The sequence below is a fragment of the Paenibacillus sp. FSL H7-0756 genome (assembly GCF_038006765.1).
In the GTDB taxonomy this organism is placed as follows: domain Bacteria; phylum Bacillota; class Bacilli; order Paenibacillales; family Paenibacillaceae; genus Paenibacillus_AQ.
Window position 1 is genome coordinate 584,516 of the sequence record NZ_JBBOVT010000002.1, and the last position, 19,067, is coordinate 603,582.

Annotated in this window: 20 protein-coding genes, 3 pseudogenes and 1 riboswitch; of the genes and pseudogenes, 7 read left to right on the plus strand and 16 right to left on the minus strand. The window is 45.7% G+C overall.

Annotation, left to right across the window (positions count from 1 at the left end):
• Positions 1 to 155: 155 nt before the first annotated feature.
• Positions 156 to 701, minus strand: a complete 546-nt coding sequence (locus NST04_RS19370) for a 3'-5' exonuclease (protein ID WP_341185688.1) — start codon at positions 699 to 701, stop codon at positions 156 to 158.
• Between the two features lie 138 nt (positions 702 to 839).
• Here NST04_RS19370 and NST04_RS19375 point away from each other — a divergent pair, with 138 nt between their 5' ends.
• Positions 840 to 1,583, plus strand: a complete 744-nt coding sequence (locus tag NST04_RS19375) for a suppressor of fused domain protein (protein WP_341185689.1) — start codon at positions 840 to 842, stop codon at positions 1,581 to 1,583.
• A gap of 127 nt (positions 1,584 to 1,710) precedes the next feature.
• On the opposite strand, the gene arsC is transcribed toward NST04_RS19375, so the two are convergent.
• From arsC to NST04_RS19390, 3 genes and pseudogenes are all read right to left on the minus strand, one after another.
• The gene (gene arsC / locus NST04_RS19380; protein ID WP_341185690.1) at positions 1,711 to 2,130 is read right to left on the minus strand and encodes an arsenate reductase (thioredoxin); all 420 of its coding nucleotides are present in this window, start codon (positions 2,128 to 2,130) and stop codon (positions 1,711 to 1,713) included.
• A gap of 21 nt (positions 2,131 to 2,151) precedes the next feature.
• A pseudogene (locus NST04_RS19385) lies at positions 2,152 to 2,580 on the minus strand (ArsB/NhaD family transporter); the annotation flags it as partial.
• A gap of 90 nt (positions 2,581 to 2,670) precedes the next feature.
• Complete coding sequence (locus NST04_RS19390) at positions 2,671 to 2,997, minus strand: ArsR/SmtB family transcription factor (protein WP_036701483.1); 327 nt, start codon at positions 2,995 to 2,997, stop codon at positions 2,671 to 2,673.
• A 131-nt stretch (positions 2,998 to 3,128) separates the two neighbouring features.
• Between NST04_RS19390 and NST04_RS19395 the strand changes: the two genes are divergently transcribed.
• Genes NST04_RS19395 through NST04_RS19405 form a run of 3 tightly spaced genes read left to right on the plus strand, consistent with a single transcriptional unit; the run spans position 3,129 to position 4,936 of the window.
• Complete coding sequence (locus NST04_RS19395) at positions 3,129 to 3,578, plus strand: MarR family winged helix-turn-helix transcriptional regulator (protein WP_341185691.1); 450 nt, start codon at positions 3,129 to 3,131, stop codon at positions 3,576 to 3,578.
• Between the two features lie 59 nt (positions 3,579 to 3,637).
• Complete coding sequence (locus NST04_RS19400; RefSeq protein WP_341185692.1) at positions 3,638 to 4,423, plus strand: arsenite methyltransferase; 786 nt, start codon at positions 3,638 to 3,640, stop codon at positions 4,421 to 4,423.
• 15 nt (positions 4,424 to 4,438) lie between these two features.
• Entirely contained in the window at positions 4,439 to 4,936 is a 498-nt protein-coding gene (locus NST04_RS19405) for an arsinothricin resistance N-acetyltransferase ArsN1 family A (protein ID WP_341186799.1), read from the plus strand.
• A gap of 81 nt (positions 4,937 to 5,017) precedes the next feature.
• Here NST04_RS19405 and NST04_RS19410 read toward each other — a convergent pair whose 3' ends face one another.
• The 10 genes from NST04_RS19410 to NST04_RS19455 all read right to left on the minus strand — a co-directional run bounded on the left by NST04_RS19410 (position 5,018) and on the right by NST04_RS19455 (position 14,606).
• Positions 5,018 to 6,376 (minus strand): TrkH family potassium uptake protein, encoded by a 1,359-nt coding sequence (locus NST04_RS19410; protein ID WP_341185693.1) that lies wholly within the window; start codon positions 6,374 to 6,376, stop codon positions 5,018 to 5,020.
• Between the two features lie 79 nt (positions 6,377 to 6,455).
• Positions 6,456 to 7,268 (minus strand): alpha/beta fold hydrolase, encoded by an 813-nt coding sequence (locus tag NST04_RS19415; RefSeq protein WP_341185694.1) that lies wholly within the window; start codon positions 7,266 to 7,268, stop codon positions 6,456 to 6,458.
• Positions 7,269 to 7,275: 7 nt separating this feature from the next.
• Positions 7,276 to 7,408, minus strand: a riboswitch (cyclic di-AMP (ydaO/yuaA leader).
• Positions 7,406 to 7,765, minus strand: coding sequence for a monovalent cation/H(+) antiporter subunit G (gene mnhG, locus NST04_RS19420; protein ID WP_341185695.1), 360 nt, complete (start codon positions 7,763 to 7,765; stop codon positions 7,406 to 7,408). It overlaps the preceding riboswitch by 3 nt.
• Positions 7,755 to 8,048 (minus strand): Na(+)/H(+) antiporter subunit F1, encoded by a 294-nt coding sequence (locus NST04_RS19425; protein ID WP_076153742.1) that lies wholly within the window; start codon positions 8,046 to 8,048, stop codon positions 7,755 to 7,757. Before NST04_RS19425 ends, mnhG begins: the two co-directional genes overlap by 11 nt.
• Positions 8,048 to 8,530: a Na+/H+ antiporter subunit E gene (locus NST04_RS19430; RefSeq protein WP_341185696.1), complete on the minus strand. Its 483-nt coding sequence runs from the start codon at positions 8,528 to 8,530 to the stop codon at positions 8,048 to 8,050. Before NST04_RS19430 ends, NST04_RS19425 begins: the two co-directional genes overlap by 1 nt.
• Positions 8,531 to 8,535: 5 nt before the next feature.
• On the minus strand, positions 8,536 to 10,011 hold the full coding sequence (locus NST04_RS19435; RefSeq protein ID WP_341185697.1) for a Na+/H+ antiporter subunit D: 1,476 nt from the start codon (positions 10,009 to 10,011) through the stop codon (positions 8,536 to 8,538).
• On the minus strand, positions 10,008 to 10,340 hold the full coding sequence (locus tag NST04_RS19440; protein WP_036701470.1) for a Na(+)/H(+) antiporter subunit C: 333 nt from the start codon (positions 10,338 to 10,340) through the stop codon (positions 10,008 to 10,010). The genes NST04_RS19435 and NST04_RS19440 overlap by 4 nt, the downstream gene beginning before the upstream one ends.
• Positions 10,331 to 13,183, minus strand: a complete 2,853-nt coding sequence (locus NST04_RS19445) for a Na+/H+ antiporter subunit A (RefSeq protein WP_341185698.1) — start codon at positions 13,181 to 13,183, stop codon at positions 10,331 to 10,333. The genes NST04_RS19440 and NST04_RS19445 overlap by 10 nt, the downstream gene beginning before the upstream one ends.
• A 35-nt stretch (positions 13,184 to 13,218) precedes the next feature.
• The gene (locus NST04_RS19450) at positions 13,219 to 13,851 is read right to left on the minus strand and encodes a universal stress protein (RefSeq protein WP_341185699.1); all 633 of its coding nucleotides are present in this window, start codon (positions 13,849 to 13,851) and stop codon (positions 13,219 to 13,221) included.
• A 167-nt stretch (positions 13,852 to 14,018) separates the two neighbouring features.
• Positions 14,019 to 14,606 (minus strand): TetR/AcrR family transcriptional regulator, encoded by a 588-nt coding sequence (locus NST04_RS19455; protein WP_341185700.1) that lies wholly within the window; start codon positions 14,604 to 14,606, stop codon positions 14,019 to 14,021.
• Positions 14,607 to 14,744: 138 nt separating this feature from the next.
• Here NST04_RS19455 and NST04_RS19460 point away from each other — a divergent pair, with 138 nt between their 5' ends.
• The 3 genes and pseudogenes from NST04_RS19460 to NST04_RS19470 all read left to right on the plus strand — a co-directional run bounded on the left by NST04_RS19460 (position 14,745) and on the right by NST04_RS19470 (position 17,202).
• The gene (locus NST04_RS19460; protein ID WP_341185701.1) at positions 14,745 to 15,623 is read left to right on the plus strand and encodes an ABC transporter ATP-binding protein; all 879 of its coding nucleotides are present in this window, start codon (positions 14,745 to 14,747) and stop codon (positions 15,621 to 15,623) included.
• 182 nt (positions 15,624 to 15,805) lie between these two features.
• Positions 15,806 to 16,426, plus strand: a complete 621-nt coding sequence (locus NST04_RS19465) for a hypothetical protein (protein WP_341185702.1) — start codon at positions 15,806 to 15,808, stop codon at positions 16,424 to 16,426.
• A gap of 28 nt (positions 16,427 to 16,454) precedes the next feature.
• Positions 16,455 to 17,202 (plus strand): annotated as a pseudogene (locus tag NST04_RS19470) (alpha/beta fold hydrolase).
• Positions 17,203 to 17,213: 11 nt separating this feature from the next.
• Here NST04_RS19470 and NST04_RS19475 read toward each other — a convergent pair.
• Both NST04_RS19475 and NST04_RS19480 read right to left on the minus strand, forming a co-directional pair.
• Positions 17,214 to 17,705, minus strand: a pseudogene (locus NST04_RS19475) (exonuclease domain-containing protein); the annotation flags it as partial.
• A complete protein-coding gene (locus NST04_RS19480; protein ID WP_341185703.1) occupies positions 17,704 to 18,882 on the minus strand; it encodes a hypothetical protein in 1,179 nt (392 codons plus the stop codon). The gene NST04_RS19480 and the pseudogene NST04_RS19475, both read right to left, overlap by 2 nt.
• Positions 18,883 to 19,067 lie beyond the last annotated feature (185 nt).

A 19,067-nucleotide genomic window follows, 5' to 3' on the forward strand; every position in this document is an offset into this window, starting at 1 on the left:
TTCTCAAAAAAGTAAACGGTAAGGCTAATACAGACATTCCCCATGCTGAAAGAAACAGCAGTACTCTCTGGAACCTATTCCTGGTATCTTCTTCAAATGTATGAGCACATTTCCAGAGAAACTTTTCAGACCTTAAAATGATTTGCCTGCCAGGATTAATCATTTCCTGCAAATAATATTTGGTCAAAAATCTTAACGAATATTTTCGCAATGTTCTTGGCATCATCGATACCTCTATGGTGAGTACCTTCAAGCGGCAGTTTAAGCATAGTCAAGGCTCTTTCCATGCCTACTCCCCTCTCCTTACCAATCATTCTCCCGTGCTGATGCTTGAGACTGATATGGTTATCCGTCCATTCACTTGCGATTTGATGTAGTGCACAATCCTTCTGCAACTGGTTTTTATCATAAAACCCCCAGGAGCAGAGGACATAAGGTTCGTTACCTATCCACTCTTGAAATTGACTTATTGCCTGCGGAAAATACACTGCAGCATCCACATCCGCCTGAGAGATGGAGGTAAGCTGCTTACAAAAATCGGAAAGCTGTGGGCTTAATGCGGGCTTTACAAAAATTTGAAAATCGCTCACAGTCTTCAGTCTTTCATTGAGTTTTACGGCTCCGATCTCAATAATTTCGTTTTGCCTTTTGCGGTCATTTTCCCAACAAGTGGCTTCCAGATCAAAAATGATATAGTTCATAAATACTCCTTTTGTAATTCGAATCGATAGACCCATCGCTCCGGGCTATGCCTTTTGTTATACTTTCAAGTGAGGTTTCAAACCTTCTATTTTCTTTTCGCACTTTAATTATATACCCACACAGAGGAGCGCAAAGACATGAACTTTTTCAAAAAATGGTTTGGCGGCAATGAAATGGGCAAATCGGAAGACGGTACCATCATTTATGGTTATGACGCTCTGGATGAGCAGCAGATTACACCTCCCTCCAATATTCTGTACATGGAAGAATTAAACGAACATTTCAATCGGGTCTTTCCCAACCGGGAAACCGGCGTGTTCCATGAGCTGATTTCTGACATCGTACATATTGATGTGAATATTATGGAAGCTACACCTGATGAGCCATACCGGGTGCTGTACACCAATGGGATGAGCGATCTGCCGATGACGCTCCCGCAGGAGATCCGTGAAGAGTACAAGCATCTGGAACGCGCGGAGCTGATGATGTTTTTGCCGGCGGACTGGCCGCTTACGCAGGAGGATTTTGAGTCGGAGGAGAACTACTGGCCGATCCGGCTGATGAAGATGCTTGCCCGGTTCCCGCATATGTATCAGACATGGCTTGGATATGGACATACGATCCCTAACACTGAGGATTACGAGCCCTATGCGTCTAACACTGGGTTGTCCGGCATGATCCTCTATGCTCTGCCGGAAGAGGTTAGCACCGTCCATACGAAAGACGGCAATCAGGTTCAGGTTTATTTCCTGGTTCCCCTGTACCGGGAGGAAATGGAATTCAAGCTGGAGTCCGGCATGGACGAACTGGTGGCCAAGCTGTTCGAGCTTCCAGAGGATTTCCTCGTTCTGAATCCGAATAGACGTAACGCTTGTAAATAACTGGCCCGATTAACGGCTTTGAAACAGCTTTAAAAGGCTGAGCTTAAGTCAAGGATATGACTTTGGGCTCAGCCTTTTTGTTTCCCCCTGCCTCAAAAAAATGATCAAGCAGCTGGATGGAGGTTGACTATTCACCTGTTTCAGCAAATCGTTTAATGCGCTCACCCACTTGATCACGAACCCGCTGAAACACCGCCCATTTTTCCTCATCTGTTCCTTGAGCCTTCGCTGGATCATCGAATCCCCAGTGCTCACGTTTCACCTGAGGCGGCGTAATAGGGCATTTGTCAGCTGCGTCTCCACACAATGTAATAACTAGATCGGAGCTGTTGAGCAATTGCGGATCAATAATATCAGACGTTTGACCTGAGATATCTATACCTGCTTCACTCATCGCCTGAACGGCTTTCGGATTCAGACCATGAGCCTCTATGCCGGCGCTGTATACTTTCCACTCCTCACCCAAATATTTTTTGGCCCAGCCTTCCGCCATCTGGCTCCGGCAGGAGTTTCCTGTACATAAGAAGTAAATGGTTTTCTTATTCATGAGCTGCAGTCTCCTTTGATTTTAAAATAGATTCAAGGTTATATATAAACCTAGCAGTGTGATGACCAGCGTTGGGATCGTCAAAATAATGCCTGTTTTGAAGTATGTTCCCCAGGATATCTTTACTCCTTTGGTGGAAAGCACGTGCAGCCACAGTAAGGTAGCCAGTGAACCAATGGGTGTTATCTTCGGACCTAAGTCAGAACCAATAACATTTGCATAAATCAAAGCTTCCTTAATCAGTGCGGAAGTGTTCGTGGCATCAATGGCCAGTGCATCAATCATTACAGTAGGCATGTTGTTCATTATGGAGGAGATTACCGCAGCTATAAAGCCCGTCCCCATCGTTGCTGCGAACAACCCTTGGTCTGCAACGGCCTGGATGACATCAGCTAATACATGGGTAAGCCCCGCATTTCTTAGACCATATACGACAACATACATGCCTATAACACATTCCAGAGCACTCCCTTCAAATCCTTAAGTATACTAACGTACATCATTATATAATTATATGCTTATATATTCAATATCAAAATATTACTCGCAGCAGGCAGCACCAGACGGCTTGTTTAAACTGGATAGAATGAAGCTGGTATCCGGTGTAAGCTGAAGAATGGCCGCAACATGAGGCTTATCTTCAATGCTTAAAGAGTAATACACCCACTGGCCTTTTTTCTGTTCCTTAACCAATCCGCTGCTTTTCAATTTGCGCAGATGCTGGCTTACGGCTGGTTGGGAGATGTCAAAAAGATCCACGAATTCACATACACACCACTCCCGTTCTTTTAAAAGGGTTAGAATCGTGAGCCGTGTTTTATCTCCAAGGAGTTTTAAATCTTCCGCAAGTTCATTTAGTACATTCATTTAAAAGCTCCTCCCATCTATATAAGGCAATACTTATATTCTAAGACCTTAATGGCCAATTAGCAACCAGATTAAAATAATATTTGCATTTTGCAATCAATTGCAGTATAACCAGTTCAAGAGGTGAACACATGGAAACCCCACGAGAACTATTTCAAATCATGACCCGGCGTTTAGGATTGCTCAATAAGGACTGCTGCAGCGTAAGGGGATGTAAACTATCCGCGGCCCAAAGCCATCTGCTTTATGAGATCGCCCGGAGCCATAATCCCTCCATGCAGCAAGTTGCCGAAGCACTGGGCACGGACATTACCACCTTCAGCAGACAAGTCCAGTCGTTGGTGAAAATGAATTTGGTAAAAAAGACACCTGAACCCAGCGATCGGAGAATCTATACCCTTTCCCTTACTTCCGAAGGAAAACTGGTGGCTGCAACTATTGATCAACAAATGAATGAATACCTGAATGAAGCCTTCTCGCATATGAGTGAGTTTGAAGTAGAAACATTGCTACGATCCATCAAGCTTTTCAACGATGCTATGGGGAAATCCAGCAATTGCTGCGCACCTGTTAAAGGGTGATTTCCCTTGGTCTTTATTTGTAACTTGCAAGTTATTTTAATGATAAGGAGTGTGTATTCATGAACAAACTTACGAATGACCAAATCCGCCAAAATGTACGGGGACGTTATCAAACGATTGCTGTAAATAAGGTCGAACCTGCCTCTTCCTGCTGCTCCTCTGCTGATTATGATGCTATATCCGCTGAATTAGGGTATTCAAACGAAGATCTCGCTGCTGTTCCTGAAGGCGCAAATCTAGGACTTGGATGCGGCAACCCCCAGGCTATTGCTGAACTGCGGGCAGGTGAATATGTTATGGATCTCGGGAGCGGCGGCGGGTTCGATTGCTTCCTCGCTTCCCGGCAGGTAGGTGAACAAGGCCATGTTATCGGTGTAGATATGACTCCTGAGATGATTAGCCGGGCAAGAGATAATGCCATTAAAGGTAAGTTTAATAATACCGAATTCAGGTTGGGAGAAATTGAACATCTTCCGGCGGCCGACAATTCGGTTAATGTCATAATCTCCAACTGTGTGATTAACCTCTCGCCTGATAAGCAGCAAGTATTCCGTGAAGCCTATCGCGTACTTATGCCCGGAGGGCGTCTGGCCATCTCTGATATTGTAACTACAGCTGAGCTACCCCCCGAGATCAAAAATGACCTGGGCGAATTATATTCGGGTTGTATCTCCGGGGCCTCTTTCATTTCTGATCTGGAGATGATGCTTCAGGAAAGCGGCTTTACTGAGATCCATATTGAGCCCAAAGACGAATCCAGAACATTTATCAAAGATTGGGTTCCCGGTGCGAACGTTGAGCAATACATCGTCTCTACTGTGATTAAAGCGAGAAAACAATCTTAAGGGGATGTTCAATTGATCACTACATTAACTGTTCGTCAGGCCACACCAGAAGATATCGGTAGTATCCTCCGAATCTATAATCAGGGAATCGAGGATCGAATCGCTACACTTGAAACAGAGACGAAAGATTTCTCTTATATGGAGGCGTGGTTCAAAGATCATCAAGGCCGCTATAGCGTTATTGTAGCGGAACGAGAAGGTGAAGTGATTGGCTGGGCCTCCCTGAATCCCTATTCCCTCCGCTGCGCTTATAACGGGGTAGCTGACCTGTCCGTTTACATTGATCGCCGCTTCCGTGGCCAAGGTGTAGGCAACTCGCTCCTGGATTCTTTGCACAAGGTGGCCAAGGAAAATAGCTTTTATAAAATCGTTCTCTTTACCTTCCCGTTTAATGAGAGTGGTCAAGGGTTGTATCGGAAGATGGGCTACCGGCAGGTTGGTCTATTGGAGAAGCAGGGGATTATAGACAAAACGTTTATTGATGTGATGATTATGGAGAAGCTTCTACTATAAAAATGAAGATAAAAAAGGAGAAGTTCTACCCGTAAACGGAAGAACTTCTCCTTTCAATCAGTTCCAACTACTCCTTACTTACTAACCAATCAGCAACTTGTCCTCTGGGTAACGGTACTTCTGTTTAACACTTTTTTGTGCCAAGGCAAAGGCTAAGGTTAAAGGGCCCAGTCTCCCAATATACATTATAACTATGATGATACATTTACCAATTGGTGACAGATCAGGGGTTAAGCCCATGGACATGCCCACGGTTCCAAAGGCTGATGTAGCTTCAAATAAAAGAGCAAGAATATCCGTATGGCGGGTATATTCAGTAATTGTTAATAAAAAGGTTGCTCCAAGAACAAGGCCTAAGGAGATGGTCATTACAGCCAGTGATCTGAAAATAAGATCTTGAGGTATCCGTTTTTTTAGCAGCTGCACATCAGCATTCCCCTTGATGGTTGAGAAGATGCTTAATATGAGTACCGCAAAGGTGGTCGTCTTGATCCCCCCGCCTGTCGAGCCTGATGAAGCTCCTATGAACATCAGAAAGATCATAAAGAACTGGGACGCCGGTAACATCGCACCAATATCAATGGAGTTGAAACCCGCTGTGCGGGTAACCACTCCCTGGAAATATCCACCCCAGATTCTTTCCCCCCATGTGAGTGTACCAAATGTTCTGGTATTAAAAAGCTCAAAGACAAATATGACCAGAAACCCTGCAAAACAAAGCACTCCTGAAGTGATTAGCACGATTTTTGTGTGAAAAGACAGAGCCTTCCAGCTTCTCTTGCGGTATAGATCCAGAATCACAATAAATCCAATTCCACCAATGATAAATAAAAATGAAATGACAATATTGACTAACGGATCACCAACATACCGGCTCAGACTATCCGACCATAATGAAAAACCTGCGTTATTAAAGGCCGAGATGGAATGGAAAATTCCATAATATAGGGCTTTGGCAACACCCAGGTCATTCGCCCACCGGATGGTCAACAACAATGCCCCAAGAGTTTCGAAGATAAATGAGATTAGTACAATGCTTAGTGATAGCCGGACGACCCCTTGTGTTTCAACGGAGTTCGAAGATTGCTGGATGAGTAAACGCTCCTTCAGCCCAATCTTCTTCCCCAGAATTACGGCAATTAGAACACTGAACGTCATGAATCCTAATCCTCCGATTTGAATGAGGAGCAGGATAATGATTTGTCCAAAGTTGGAGAAGTCGGTTCCTGTATCCAGCACCACCAGTCCAGTGACACACACAGCTGAAGTTGAGGTAAATAATGCATTTAGCCATCCCACACTAGTTCCGGTGGATGAAGATACCGGTAAGGACAACATAATTGTCCCCAGAATGATGGTTACAGCAAAACCTAAAAGAATAATTCTTGATGAGGTTAGACTGAGTTTTCGAGTAAACCAAAGGTACCTTTTTGTAAACATATCACTGGCTCCTGTAATGATTCTTTTCGTAAATAAACAGCGCTGCGTCACCTTCAAGGGTGTGTGTCCAGTGAGAGTATCAGCCAGGTAGCTCTTGTTGAAAACACTGTTGATCCTTTAGATAATCGAGCAAAAGCCGGTTAAATAATTGCGGTTGACATAGGTGACTAGGATACATGGCATTCTCGATGATCGCTAAATGAGCTTTGGGATACTTAGCCGCTGTTTTTTTAACTTGCTCTAACACCCGCTCATTGTGATTACCTGACACGATCAGCACCGGAATTTGCAGCCGCAGCGCAAACCCGTAACCGTCCGAATACTTCAACGCCATGCGTTGCTTAATCCATTCTGTCGTCCGTTTATGCATAAGCTCTTTTCTCAAGATATGGTAAGCCAAGAGCCATCTGTGATAGGTGATACGTAAAGGCTTGATAAACATTTCAGCAGGGAGATAATGAGAAATCCAGGCACAGAACTGCAACGCTTCTTTCAACTTACTTCCGCTAGCAGAGTAATCACCTTGAAAATAACTATCCACCAAAATCATGGTAATCACCCGCTCAGGGAATAGATAGGCGAACTTCTGGGCAAGTATAGCTCCACTGGAGCAGGCTACAATTACAATCTTTTCTACATCCAGCTTATCTAATAATGCCTTTAGATCCTCAACTTGAGTGTCTACGATCCGGCCAATCTCAACATTCATCTTCCCTGACAGCCCGTTTCCTCTTAGATCATAGACAATTACTTTCGCGCGCTTACTGAAATATTCCGCCTGTGGTTCAAAAAGATGGTGGGAGGTCGAATAATCATGGATAAAAACGATGGGCAGACCGCTACCCGATATCTCATAATACAAGGTTGTTCCGTTGACATCAACAATAGGCACTGCAGGATTCCCCTCTCATGAACGCTTACGGGGTTAGCTGACGGATTCGGACCTGAGTAGCCCTACTCGATATTCTCGAGATTCACCCCGGAACTTTTGGTTCCCCCGTTTCCTTTACAGGAATTCAGCGGCAAATATCATTTCTCAGATTGCTCCTTACTTCTTTCCTTATGGGTCAGCAGATCATCCTGTACGCTGTTTTTCCACAAGGGAACGCCCGAACGGTAGGCCGCCCGGCCATTTAGATGGCCTGCGACCGGCGAAGTGATGAATACAAAAAGAATCGCCAGCAGCAGCTTGACACTGATCTCTCCATCTTTGAACCAAAAGTAAAGGAAGCCGCCGCCCAGTAAACATAACACCCCGAACGTTGCGCTTTTGGTGGCCGCATGTGAACGCAGATAGACATCGGGCAGCCGGATCAGGCCAAAGGCACTGATGCCGCAAAAAATGGCGCCCAGCACCACTAGAATCGAGCTAAACAACTCACCTGTCATGCAGTTCCCCTCCTTCTTCCACAACAACCCCACGTTCGATATACCTTGCGAGTGCAGTGGTTCCAATAAACGTCAGAATACCTATAACCAGAATTACCTCAAGAAAATTGCGGGTATCCAGCAGCATACTAATGACAGTAATCATAGCCAGTACATGAATGCCTATCGTATCTAGGGCGGCCACCCTATCCGAACGGGTAGGTCCTTTCAGAAGCCGGAACAGGCACGCGAGTATGGCCATTCCCAGAATGATCAATGCGGTAGTTAATAGTACGGAGACCATCAGCGGGTCACCTCCATGATCACTTGTTCGAAATTACCCCGGATCTGCTTCACCATTTCCTCAGCATCTTTGATGTCAATGGCATGAATAAATAGGGTCTTCCCATCCCTCGACACATCAAGGGTCAGCGTGCCAGGAGTCAGACATATTAGACAAGACAACAGTGTAACTTCCCAGGCTGAGGTTAACGCCGTCTCATAGGCGAATATTCCAGGGCGGATCGCCAGCTTCGGACGAAGAATATGATAAATTACCACAAAGTTCGAGATGGTCAATTCGCGGATAAAGATCAGCAGCAGCTTGAATATGGACCATAGGCGTTTTAAATAAAATGGCCGGGCCTGAGGCTTGGATCTTCTGAATAACAGCAGCATCCCTATGCCGAGCAGAAACCCGATAAGAAAAGTGGCGCCGGAGCTGCTATTATTGATTGCCATCCACAATAAAGCAACTAACAGATTAAACAAGAATTGTAGAGCCATTATATCTACTCCTTCAGTATGGCTTGAATGTATTCCGCAGGTGAAGCCAGAACCTCTCCGGCCTGTGCTACATAGGCATATAGAGCATCTGCTCCAATACCCATTGCAATGACAAGCACAAGCAGTGCAGCGGCGACAGCAGAAGCTCTCTTCAGGTTCACAGCAGGCAGTTCTCTCTGAGGTTCATTTCCCCAGAAGGCCAGCCTGAACATCTTGATTAAGGAATACAGCACCATAAAGCTTGAGCCGAGACCGATAAGAGACAGTGTCAGCATACCGGCATCCAAAGCTCCGCGGATGATCAGCAGCTTTCCGGCAAAACCGCTCAGCGGCGGAATCCCCACCAGAGCAAGGGTCAATATAAAGAACATCCAGCCCAGGAGCGGGTATTTCTTAATCATGCCTCCCATTCCACTCAAACGATCTGTTCCTGCTGCGGAGATGATTAATCCGCCCAGTATAAACAGGAGCCCTTTAGCCAGCATATCGTGAAGCAGATAGAAGATGACTCCGTTCAGCGAATCCCCGGTACCTGCAGCAAGCCCGAAAGCCACAAATCCGACACTAATAATGACATTATAATTAAGAATCCGAGGGATATCCTTGTAGGCCACTGCCCCTATGCTGCCCAGAATCATGGTTGCCGCAGCCATCCAGGCGATCAAACTATGCGTGAGACTGGTATCATTCACAAACATCAGGGTGAACGTGCGGATAATGGCATATAGTCCTACTTTGGTAAGAAGAGCACCAAATAGTGCCCTGATCGCCGAAGGCGGTGCGCCGTACGATCCCGGGAGCCAATAGAACAGGAACAGCCCCGCTTTTAAGGAGAATACGATTAAAAAAAGCACAGCAATTACGTTCAATATACCGCCTTGCCCCGCTTCAGCAATACGCTGTGACAAATGCGCCATATTCAGCGTCCCTACTGCCGCATACAGATACGCTACAGCTGCTACAAACAACGTTGACGACACAATATTGATCAGCAGGTATTTCGCTGTCTCCCGTAACTGCAGCTTGGTCCCTCCAAGGGAGATAAGGGCATATGAAGAAATCAGCATCACCTCAAAGAAGACGAACAAGTTGAAAATATCTCCCGTAAGGAAAGAGCCGTATACCCCGACCAGCAAAAAATGAAAGAAAGTATAATAATAATACCGCTCCCTCTGCTCTCCAATGCTGCTGAAGGAATAGAGCAATATGGCGAAGCTTACGATGGAAGCCATCATCACCATTAGTAAAGCGAACATATCTCCAACAAATACAATCCCGTAAGGGGGGACCCACCCTCCCATTTGTAAGGTCATAATGCCATCAGAATGTACACGTGTAACCAGCAAGGCTGTACTAAGGATAGTAAGGATACCGCTAACTACGCTAATCCCCCGCTGAAGGCGTATCTGCTCTTTGAATAGAATCAGAATCACTGCTGTACATAACGGAATCAGAATAGGCAGAACCAGAAGGTTATTCATTCTTTGACCTCCTTGATACTGTCGATTTCATCCGTACCTAAGGCCTGATAAGAGCGGTAAGCAAGCACGAAATAGAAGGCCGTTACGCCGAAACTGATCACGATAGAGGTCAGGATCAGAGCCTGCGGCAGCGGATCGACATAAGTCTCCTCATTACCCAGCACAGGAGCTGCCCCCCGCTTGAGTCCGGCCATGGTCAGAAGCAGCAGATGTACACCATGCGTCAGTAAGGAGGTTCCCAGGACAACCCGCAGGAGGATTTTGGACAAAATCAGGTACACCCCTATAGTAAACAGAATGCCTATTGCTATCGCCATTACTAGTTCCATCTTTTATCCCCTCCAATCGTTAAAATAATGTTCATCGCAACTCCTACCACTGCTAAATATACGCCTAAGTCAAATAGCACAGCTGTTGCCAGTTCGACATCTCCAAGGATAGGAAGATGGAAGTGTCCGAAGGAATGACTCAGAAAAGGGACACCAAAGAGAAATGAGCCTGAAGCTGTAAGAATAGCCAGCATGAGCCCTGCTGCCGTGAGCAGGCGGTAGTTTACAGGAAACACTTTACGAATCTGATCCATGCCAAAAGCGATGGTTATCAGTATAAGCGCTGCGGAAGTCATCAATGCGCCAATGAATCCTCCCCCCGGATGATTATGACCTGCAAAGAACAGATACAGGGAGAAGATCAGAATGATGATGACAATTCCTTTGGACATCGTCTGCAGAATCACATCATTACTGCGCAGAGGTACAGCCAGCTGCGGATCAATTCGCTTAGGCTCCTCTTCCATTCTCAGATGGACAAGGGCATAAATGCCCAGCGAAGCGATACCAAGCACCATGATCTCAAATAAAGTATCGAATCCGCGGAAGTCTACAAGAATGACGTTAACTACATTTTTTCCGCCTGCCAGAGCGTAGCTTTCTTGTAAGAAGTACTCGGAGATGGACGCGAACGGACTACTGCCCATTGCTGCCAGAGCGACCAGCGTCACTGTTAAACCCACACCAAGCGAGATGATCAGGTTAGGCAACTTGAAGCGCATGTTCTCCTTCTGCTTCCTCAGCTTCGGCAAGTACCGGAAACAGAGCAGGAACAGGATGACGGACACGGTCTCAATAATCATCTGGGTCAGCGCAAGATCAGGTGCCCGGAAAAGGACAAACAGCAGCGTTACCATGTACCCGACACCGCCGGTGAACAGGATGGCATTGACCCGTGATTTGGCAAAAGGAACAGCAAAGGCTGCCAGCAGCATCGTTACAATAACGGCCCATTCATAGAAGGATAAGTCCGCATACTGTTTCATGCCAAAGCTGATCCCGGGTTCCCGGAGGAGAACACTAAGCACAGCCACGATCAAAAAGCTGAAGATATACAGTAAATAATGGCGGTTAGAGCCGGTCATATAGGCATCTGTCAAACGCGCGGACCCCCGTTCCAGTAGACGGAGCGACGCATCATACACCCGGTTAAGCGTATTCCGCCCCCTGGCTTCACGGTCCAGCACCCGCAGCCGGGTATAGCTTTTGAACAGGAGAATTCCGGCTGCTACAACACCAAATGTCATGAAGATCTCGGGTGTCCAGCCATGCCAGAAATGAATAGAAGTCTCAAAGCTATCCCCCGGAGAGAGCATCCCCGTGTGTATGGAGGCCATTGCCGGCTCAATCAGCGTGACCGAGACCAGATCCGGGAAAAAGGCAAACACCAGTGTGAAAGAAATCAGAATGACGGGTGCCAGCAAGAGTCCTAGTGGAGCTTCATGCGGCGTTTTGTCCAGTTTGTCTGAATGCAGCTTGCCGCCGAAGGTCTTAAATACAAGAATCATACTATATACAAAAGTAAATACACTCGCAATCCAGGCAATGACAGGAAAGAGCTGCAGCCAGAATCCAGAATTCAGAATATCGAACTCGCGGATATTCAGTACCGCAGTGAAGAACATCTCTTTGCTGAGAAATCCGCTGAATGGAGGCAGCCCGGCCATGGAGAACGCCCCCATTAGTGCGACCGAGAAGGTAATCGGCATAAGCGACATCAGTCCGCCAAGCTTGCGGAGATCGCGGGTGCCGGTCTCATGGTCGATGATGCCTACCACCATGAACAGGCTGCCTTTGAACACAGCATGATTGATGAGGTGGAACAGCGCGGCTGTAGTAGCCATCGTATAAAAAATCGCGTCTTGTCTTCCGCCGGCAAAGCCGGCTGCTGATCCCAGACCAAAGAGTGACATGATGAGGCCCAATTGGCTGATCGTAGAATAGGCCAGTAAGGCTTTGAGATCTGTCTGCCGGATCGCTTTGAACGACCCATAGATCAAAGTAAGCAGGCCGGTTACAGACACCAGCCAGAACCACTCCGATTGCCCCGCAAAGACAGGAGTAAGCCTGGCCACCAGATAAATCCCTGCCTTGACCATGGTAGCGGAGTGAAGATAGGCGCTGACCGGAGTCGGAGCTTCCATGGCGTCCGGCAGCCAGATATGGAACGGAAACTGAGCCGATTTCGTAAAGGCACCCAGCAGAATCAGCAGCATAGCCGGGATAAACATAGCGTGATCCGTGATGGTTCCTACCAATGCAATAATCTCGCGGATACTATACGAACCGGTCATCACATACAGCAGATTAAATCCGGCAAACATGGCCAGTCCGCCGAACACGGTGATCAGCATAGACTTGAGTGCCCCATAACCGGATCTTTCCCGCCCGTACCAGAAAGCAATAAGCAGGAATGAGGATATACTGGTAAGTTCCCAGAACCCGTATAGTACGATCAGATTATCGGACAGCACTACCCCCAGCATGGCGCCCATGAAGATAAGCAGGTACATATAGAACCGCCGGATTCCCTCCGTCTGTTTGTCGAGATAAAAAATGGAGTATAGCACAACAAGCGCGCCCATTCCCGAAATCAGCAGGACAAAGATCAGGCTAAGCCCATCCAGGATCAAGGTTATATTTACTCCAAAAGACGGCATCCAGGCGAAGGTGTCTACTATAGAATCTCCTGCACGGATCACAGGAATCCTCGTCAGCAAATACAGGAATAGCGCCGCTGGCAGGGGCAGAACGAGCCATCCCAGATGGAAGCGCGCAGTTTGTCTGGTCAGCAGTAACAGCGCGGATAGTAGAAACGGAAGAAGAATGATGATATGCAGCACGGCTCAGTACCCCTTTCTATCTATAGTTATAGTGCTCACTTCGGCTTGACCCATTCATTCTGTACAATTCTTAAATATTGTGCCTCGCCATTGGTAACCATTTTAAAGAGACCTGTATTAAAATCCGTATCCAATTCCCGGAAGAAGGTGCCCTTTATCGCCTCGCTGCCAGTATTCTCCTCCATTAAAATATAGCGGTCGCCTTTTTTGGCCAGATAGGCAGTAAATCCCCGTTCATGTGTCTGCTCCAGAAGCTCGGGATACCTTTGAACGGCAACGATATGAAGATCAATGGTGCCGACCAGCTCCATCAGATCATTGATGAAATTGCCGCGTGTAATTTCCTGCCACAGGGTTTGGCTGGATTGCCCCAGCACAATCTGTGTCACTTGGTATTCTTGAGCAGTTTCCACGATTACCTGAGCTGTCTTTTTCCCGTTGCATTTGCGGTTCAGAAATTGCCCTCCGGCCTCCTGGGTCTGCTGCTCCCAAGCGGAGAGGTACAACTGCTTCTCGTGATTATATTCACCATCTCCGCTGGCATCTACAGTAAGAACAGTAAGCGGAGCCTGAAGCTTTCTGGCCAGCTCGCCGCCTCTCTGAATCAACCGTTGTCCATGGGGCCCGTAATGCACACACACCATAATACTCTCCAGCTTCATTTCCATTTGAAATCCTCCGTAAGTTAATTTTTTCCAGGTAAAAACACAAAAAGAGCCCGCTGTTGGCAGGCTCCTCCGGGTACTTCAGTATACAATTGGCTTTATTATATAGTTCTCAAGAGAGAAAGTAAAGAATATTGACGGCGTATATTGTCCTCTCCATCCGGAGAACACTACTCTTTCTTGCCCAATACCCCATACAGAAATAGATTTCCTAACTCTTTTCTTAAGTCAACAGTTAAGTTCTCAGCAATGGACGGATTGCCTAGCATAGTGATAATTCCGTTCATAAAAATCATAATAGCTTCTGCAGATACGCCCCCAGTTACTTTCCCCTCAGCTTTCCCCTGTTCAATTAATTTCATGATTTCTGGGATGGCAACAGTATTGGCATACTGCTCAACATATGCTTTGAATGCCGGATCTGTAAAGATAAAGTTCTTCATCCCTTCGCTGGTTATGGATTCCTGATTGTTCACCGATACCTCATACATCTTATTCATCTTTTCTTCAAAGGGCAGGTCTGAGTTCATCATTTGGATGAAATCTTTACCCTCTTCCTCCATTTGATGGTAAAAGACTTCTTTGGCCAGCTCCTCTTTATTGCCAAAAAAATTATAGATGGATCCCGGAGAGACACCTGCCTGCTGTGCAATCTCGCGGACGCCTATTTCTTTAAAGTTTCTCGTCATGACCATATCCGTTAACGATTCTAAAATTTGCTTTTTTTTCTGTTGTCTTCGTTTTTCAAAGCCATTCATGATAAATTCCACCTAATCCTGATATTTATGAAACAGCATACCCTTATGTTATATATTTATTGACTTCATAGCAAGATGAGAATATTATGTAACTGAAATCATATTTGTTATATAACTTTGACGGGAGGCGTCAAGCTTTTGATTACAATTGAAGCATTAACAAAGCTCTATTCCAATGGTAAAGGAGTGCGGGAGATTAGCTTTGAGGTGAAGGAAGGCGAGGTTTTCGGTTTTCTGGGACCTAATGGAGCCGGAAAAACAACAACGCTCCGCCAGTTGATGGGTTTCGTTCACCCAACGAGCGGGAGGGCAACGATCAAGGGCCTTGACTGCAGTAGAGACGCTGCACAGATCCAAAAGACTCTAGGGTATGTACCCGGGGAAATTGCGTTCTACGATTACATGACCGGACTCCAATTTCTGACCTTTATTGATGAGTTAAGGGGACGTAAAGATCATATACGCCGCAGTCAATTAATCGACAGATTCGAGCTGGAGCCTGGCGGGAAAATCCGGAAAATGTCCAAAGGAATGAAGCAAAAAGTAGGATTAATTGCGGCCTTTATGCATGATCCTGAGGTTATCATTCTGGATGAGCCGACAAGCGGACTGGACCCGCTTATGCAGAAACGTTTTATAGAATTAATTATTGAGGAACGCGGCCGGGGGAAAACCGTCCTGATGTCCTCTCACCTATTCGATGAGATCGATCAGACCTGTGAACGGGCAGCTATTATACGGGAGGGAGAACTTGTTGCCGTTGAGAACATCCGCTTACTAAAAGCAGCCTTGCCGCAAAGCTTTGTCGTTACCATGGAGGATAAGGAAGATATGGCTATTCTCCAAAACAGTACTCTGAATTATATACAAAGAGCTCCCCTTATCGTTGAGATCTTTATCAAAGAGGATTATGACCCTATGCTGCGCCTACTGGCTCAATGTGAAGTGGCTCATATGGTGTCAACTCCCCAGACGCTTGAACAGATTTTCATGGACTTTTATGGAAAGGGGCGCTGATTGTGATGTCTTGGGCTCTATTTAAAGCAAATATACGAGTTAACCGTTTTCTGTGGCTTCTGATTGTCGCCGTGTATTCTTTTTATTCCGTGGTCTTATTAAGTATGTTCAACCCGGATAGCGCAGATGAATTGAAGGATATGCTACATATGCTTCCTTCCGGGCTAATGAACGCCATGGGAATGAATTTCCGGTCAACCCTGCTCACTTTTCTGTCAGGGACGTTATACAGTATCCTTCTGTATCTATTCCCTATGATCTTGTCCATTGTTGTTAACCACCGGCTGATAGCCGTACATGTAGATAAAGGCAGTATGGCCTACCTGCTCTCAACTTCCAACTCAAGAATTCGGATCGCCGTGACTCAGGCTGTATTTAGTCTGACCTCTGTAACTGCAATCTTCAGCTGGATCACTGTCCTGACGCTGATCACCTCTTCTGTCATGTTTCCCGGACTAATGGACACCAAGCAATTTATACTATTGAATCTTTACGCACTCCTGATGTATTACACGATTAATGGAATCTGTTTCCTGGCCTCCTGCCTGGCGAACGAAGCCAGATACAGCCTGGGACTGGGGGCCGGCCTCCCGATCACATTTGTATTGCTGCAAATGCTCGGTGATTCCGGGGAAAGGCTGGAGTGGCTCGGAAATTTCTCTTTATTCGCCTTGTTCGACCCGGAACGATTATTCGCCGGTGATAGTTTTGCATATATAGGGATGGCTGTATTTGCGGGACTGGCGGCTGTGCTGTATACTGTGGGAATTCTTTGGTTTAATAAAAAAGACTTGCCTATTTAACCTATTTGGCAAGCTGGGGGAATGGAATATGCCAAGAATTGCCCAAACATTCAAGCTGGAAACAGGAGCGGTTATTGAGTATACAGTTGCGGGAAGAGGTGAACCTGTGTTCATTCTTCATGGCGGACATTCCAACTGCCAGGAGGATTTTGGCTATGAAATTCTCCTGGAGAACGGGTATTCCATTATTACACCATCGCGGCCCGGTTATGGCCGAACAAGCAAAGAGCTTGGAAGCTCATTAGATGCTGCTTGTGAAGCATATGAGCAATTACTGGATCATTTGAATCTTACTAAAGTGCATATTATCGCTGTATCTGCCGGAGGCCCCTCTGGCTTAACTTTTGCTGCCCGCTATCACTAGGAAACTGCTCTCCGTCTTCAGCCGCAGCTTTTCGAAATTCATGCTGAAGCAGATGATTCCTTCCTTCAGTAGCCTTCCGGTCAGCCAAGTCATACAACAATTCACCCAAGAAGATGTTAAACAATTTGTTGCCATGAATCAACGCCAGCGCTCAGGGCATGGATTTATGCTAGATCTTGAGCAGCTAGCTTTGTTTGAACCTTCCGGTCTACCTGCAATATTATGTCCTACTCTGATTATACATAGTAAATATGACCAGGCCGTTTTACCTGAGCACGCTCATGCAGCCTTTGAACTCATTCCGCAAGCCGAGCTTTGTCTTTTTGAATCATGGGGACATTTGATCTGGCTTGGCAAGGATGCAGAAACTATGAACAGGAAAATGATTGATTTTTTAAAGACAACAGTATGAACCCTATATTATCAAAACTTCAATTGGTCAAAAATTTTAACGAAGATTTTCGCAATGTTCTTGGCATCATCGATACCTCTATGGTGAGTACCTTCAAGCGGCAGTTTAAGCATAGTTAAGGCTCTTTCCATGCCTACTCCCCTCTCCTTACCAATCATTCTCCCGTGCTGATGCTTGAGACTGATATGGTTATCCGTCCATTCACTTGCGATTTGATGTAGTGCACAATCCTTCTGCAACTGGTTTTTATCATAAAATCCCCAGGAGCAGAGGACATGAGGTTCATTGCCTATCCACTCTTGAAATTGACTTATTGCCTGCGGAAAATACATTGCAGCATCCACATCCGCCTGAGAGATGGAGGTAAGCTGTTTACAAAAATCAGAAAGCTGTGGGCTTAATGCGGGATTTACAAAAATTTGAAAATCGCTCACAGTCTTCAGTCTTTCATTGAGTTTTACGGCTCCGATCTCAATAGTTTCGTTTTGTCTTTTGCGGTCATTATTTCAATAGATGCTTTGAGATCCTATCTTCATTCCAGTCGTATACTAAGACACTATTCTCACGATAATCTAATATAGTTCCTTTTATTCCATAAAATTCGTGAATAGAGGCCAACGTTTTTGCATCTAAAATATACTGGGAGGTAAGCAAATCGACATACAGGTTTCCTTCTATCGTTTTCTTCGCTGTTGGCAGACCGTCACCCTCAGGCATATTAAAATTCGCTAGTACTCTATCCTTTACTAAACCCTTCTGGTTGAACAAGCTTAATTTTTTGGTTTTAGGATTAAATACCATGTAATGATCCCCGGCTTGGAAAGCAAACCCAAGTGGATCGATTGTTCTTCCCCAGATAGCGGAGCCTTTTGGAGATAAAGCTATAAGTTTCTGCGTATTTGCTTGATGTACTGAAAACACAAAAGTGCCATCATCGAGTGCAAAATCAGTATAAAAGCTGACGCCTGCTCCCTTTGGGAAGGTGTATTGGAATGAGCGCTGTAAGGATGAATTGTACACTTCAACTTTTTGAGCATTGCCCTGCTTGGTTAACATCTCTATGGCGATTTGGTTCTTCGACACGGTAGTTAACTTTCCGGATACCACCTTACTTGCTTTCTGCTTGCCATTTTTATCAAAAGAGAGTAGTTGCACCGTTTCTGCACCGATTGTATTCGATTTCTGACCTGCAATAATTAAGTTTCCGTCACTCATGCGATATAACTTGCCGTCAAATGCCCCTAGATCTTGTCCTACACGCTTACTCCAATTCTCCTTCCCTGCAGGGCTCACAGAATAAAGAACTCCTGGAAATGAGAAATAGGCGTATACCGTACCGTCTGGTGCATAAGCAAAAGGATATTCTGTACTTGGCCATCCGTATCCTGCCTTTGCAAACGAGAATACCCATTTCACCTTTCCGGTTTTGGGATCTACGGCTCGGATTGTATCAGGTGACCAAACTTTTGTCTCAGAGAATCTTTCTTCTCCAACATGTAAGTACAGCGTTTCTTGTTCCGGCACATAATAACTCTCTGGTTGAATCGGTATGTAATCTTCATTCGGTGTTTGAGTCCAAACCGCTATTGGTAAGGATTCATAATTCTTAGCAGACACCACCCCACCAACATTTGCAAAAACCAGGGCAGCAACCGTGAAACTGATTAACTTCTTTTTCAAAACGAAAACCTCAACTTTCCTTTTTGATTGGAATACATAATATTATCGACATTTGTAATTCGAATCGATAGACCCATCGCTCCGGGACTATGCCTTTTGTTATTCAGACATCGTACATATTGGTTTGAAACAGCAAAAGGCTGAGCCTAAGTCAAAAATATGACTTTGGGCTCAGCCTTCTTATT

Bases quoted from the DNA above. Each gene is read 5' to 3' on its own strand.
- arsC (WP_341185690.1), bottom strand. From the start codon at position 2,130: ATGAATAAGAAAACCATTTACTTCTTATGTACAGGAAACTCCTGCCGG.
- NST04_RS19370 (WP_341185688.1), bottom strand. From the start codon at position 701: ATGAACTATATCATTTTTGATCTGGAAGCCACTTGTTGGGAAAATGAC.
- NST04_RS19395 (WP_341185691.1), top strand. From the start codon at position 3,129: ATGGAAACCCCACGAGAACTATTTCAAATCATGACCCGGCGTTTAGGA.
- mnhG (WP_341185695.1), bottom strand. From the start codon at position 7,765: ATGACAGGTGAGTTGTTTAGCTCGATTCTAGTGGTGCTGGGCGCCATT.
- NST04_RS19450 (WP_341185699.1), bottom strand. From the start codon at position 13,851: ATGGAAATGAAGCTGGAGAGTATTATGGTGTGTGTGCATTACGGGCCC.
- NST04_RS19390 (WP_036701483.1), bottom strand. From the start codon at position 2,997: ATGAATGTACTAAATGAACTTGCGGAAGATTTAAAACTCCTTGGAGAT.
- NST04_RS19435 (WP_341185697.1), bottom strand. From the start codon at position 10,011: ATGAATAACCTTCTGGTTCTGCCTATTCTGATTCCGTTATGTACAGCA.
- NST04_RS19430 (WP_341185696.1), bottom strand. From the start codon at position 8,530: ATGGCTCTACAATTCTTGTTTAATCTGTTAGTTGCTTTATTGTGGATG.
- NST04_RS19455 (WP_341185700.1), bottom strand. From the start codon at position 14,606: ATGAATGGCTTTGAAAAACGAAGACAACAGAAAAAAAAGCAAATTTTA.
- NST04_RS19465 (WP_341185702.1), top strand. From the start codon at position 15,806: ATGAATTTCCGGTCAACCCTGCTCACTTTTCTGTCAGGGACGTTATAC.
- NST04_RS19425 (WP_076153742.1), bottom strand. From the start codon at position 8,048: ATGGTCTCCGTACTATTAACTACCGCATTGATCATTCTGGGAATGGCC.
- NST04_RS19440 (WP_036701470.1), bottom strand. From the start codon at position 10,340: ATGGAACTAGTAATGGCGATAGCAATAGGCATTCTGTTTACTATAGGG.
- NST04_RS19375 (WP_341185689.1), top strand. From the start codon at position 840: ATGAACTTTTTCAAAAAATGGTTTGGCGGCAATGAAATGGGCAAATCG.
- NST04_RS19400 (WP_341185692.1), top strand. From the start codon at position 3,638: ATGAACAAACTTACGAATGACCAAATCCGCCAAAATGTACGGGGACGT.
- NST04_RS19410 (WP_341185693.1), bottom strand. From the start codon at position 6,376: ATGTTTACAAAAAGGTACCTTTGGTTTACTCGAAAACTCAGTCTAACC.